The sequence below is a fragment of the Streptomyces sichuanensis genome, from assembly GCF_020328095.1.
Lineage (GTDB): Bacteria > Actinomycetota > Actinomycetes > Streptomycetales > Streptomycetaceae > Streptomyces > Streptomyces cinnamoneus.
Genome location: NZ_JAIXMK010000244.1, coordinates 1 through 2,150 on the forward strand (window position 1 = coordinate 1; position 2,150 = coordinate 2,150).

General features: G+C 74.9%; 3 protein-coding genes. 1 reads left to right on the forward strand and 2 read right to left on the reverse strand.

Annotation, left to right across the window (positions count from 1 at the left end; genetic code table 11):
- Both LE181_RS31635 and LE181_RS31640 read right to left on the reverse strand, forming a co-directional pair.
- Window positions 1-186: hypothetical protein (locus LE181_RS31635; protein ID WP_225665036.1), on the reverse strand; the 186-nt coding region annotated here is incomplete at its 3' end.
- A 26-nt stretch (window positions 187-212) separates the two neighbouring features.
- Entirely contained in the window at window positions 213-785 is a 573-nt protein-coding gene (locus LE181_RS31640; RefSeq protein ID WP_225665038.1) for a DUF6230 family protein, read from the reverse strand.
- A 239-nt stretch (window positions 786-1,024) separates the two neighbouring features.
- Between LE181_RS31640 and LE181_RS31645 the strand changes: the two genes are divergently transcribed.
- On the forward strand, window positions 1,025-2,150 hold a 1,126-nt coding region (locus LE181_RS31645; RefSeq protein WP_225665040.1), incomplete at its 3' end, for a GAF domain-containing protein.

A 2,150-nucleotide genomic window follows, 5' to 3' on the forward strand; every position in this document is an offset into this window, starting at 1 on the left:
CACCCCGGGCTGCAGGACGGCCAGGGGCGCACCCAGCAGGGGCAGTACGGTCAGCTCGGCGCCGCTCGCGCAGACGAGCACCGCCGAGCCCGCCGGGCGCCCTCCGCACCAGCCCCTCGCCCGCCGCAGCAGGGCTCCGGCGACCGCCCGTCTCAGGAGCGCCGGTCTCAGGAGCGCCCGTCTCACGGGCACCCGCCTCAGCCACACCGGCCTCAATAGCATTCGTGTTCCCCCATCAGCAGGGCCACGTCGGGGTCGCTCATCCGCAGTGACGCCCCCGCGCCCTGCCACCCGGTCACCTTCCCGTCGCGCACCACGACATGGTCGGTGACCGCCAGGAAGCCCCCCGTCCCGCCCTCTCCCACGCCGCCGGCCGCGGCCAGGACGCCGGCGAAGTCCACCTTCCCGCGCACCGATCCCGCGTCCACCGAGAGCTCCGTGCCCACGACGGGGTCCGAACGGCCGGCCACGGCCCGCAGGGTGACCTTGCCGAGCGGGGTGGGCACGACCAGGCTCACGCACAAACCCTCGATCCGCGCCCGGCGGACCGTGGCCCGCAGCACCGGATGCCGCGCACCGGCCTCACCGGGCTCGGTGTAGACGGCGGGTACGGCGCGGACACCGTCGGCCACCACCCGCTCCGCGCTGACCTTGAACGCCGAGCCGGAGGCGGCCACCGACGTGGCCAGGGCCCCGCTCGCCGTGGCGGCGAGCAACGCCCCCGCGGCCAGCACCGCGGGGGTGAGCAACAGCCAGAACCGCCCCCATCGCCTGCGTGCCGCCACCGCGCCCACCCCCCTTGACGCACGTCATGAGGCCAGCATTCCCGTCCCCACGAGGGGCAACCGGCACACCGGGCGTACCCCGCCCGTCCCGCGCCTGCTCAGAGCGCCGCACGCCGCCCGCGGAGGGCGTGCGGCACGCTACCGGGGCTCGTCCGCAGGCCGCGCGGGGTGGCCGATACGGTGGGGCCCGGGCGGACAGGCCGTCCGTCCCCGTCGGACGCCTGTCAGGAGGCACTTTCTTGCGATTACCGCAACTCAGGCTGGACGAGCTGCTGGAGGAGCTCCAGGCGCGCATCGACGCCGCGCGCGGCACCCGCGACCGGGTGCACAGCCTGCTCGAAGCCGTGCTCTCCGTCGGGCGCGAGCTCGACCTGGAACACGTGCTGCGGCGCATCGTCGAGGCGGCGGTGGCCCTGGTGGACGCCCGCTACGGTGCACTCGGCGTCATCGGGCCCGACGGGCGGACACTCTCGCAGTTCCTCACCGTGGGGGTGACGGAGGAACAGATCGAGGCCATCGGGCCGTACCCCAGCGGCCACGGCATCCTCGGCGAACTCATCCGCCACCCCGAACCGCTGCGGCTCTCGCGCCTCTCCGAGCACCCGGCGTCGTACGGCTTTCCCCCCGGCCACCCGCCGATGCACAGCTTCGTGGGCGTGCCCATCCGCGTCCGCGAGCAGGTCTTCGGCAACCTGTACCTGGCCGAGAAGCACGGGGGCGCGGACTTCGAGGACGAGGACGAGGCGGTCCTGTCCACGCTGGCCGTCGCCGCGGGCGTCGCCATCGACAACGCCCGCCTGTACGAGGAGTCCACGCGGCGCGAGCGGTGGCTGAGGGCGAGCACGGAAGTGACGACCGCCCTGATGTCGGGGAGCCCCCCGGCGGACGTCATCGGCCTCATCGCCGAGCGGGCCAAGGAGATCACCGGTGCCGAGCTGGCCACCGTCTCCGTGCCGCTGGCCGGCGAGGCCGCGCTCACGGCCGAGGTCGCCGTCGGTGAGCACGCCGCCCTGCTGCGCGGCACGGTGCTGCCCGTCGACGGCACCCTCACCGGGGCGGCCTACCGTGAGGGCGGCCCCGTGCGCAGCGCCGACATCAGCACGGACCCGCACGGCAAGGCGTCACCGCTGCGCTCGAAGGGCCTCGGCCCATCGGTCGCCGTGCCGGTCACCTCCGGCGACGTGGTCCGTGGCGTACTGCTGCTGGTACGCGGCAGCGGCCGGGCGGCGTTCACCCAGGAGGAGACCCTGCCGCTGGTCGCCTTCGCCGGCCAGGCGGCCGTGGCCATGGAACTCGCCGAACGCCGCGCCGACGCCCAGCAGATCGCGCTCCTGGAGGACCGTGACCGCATCGCCCGTGACCTGC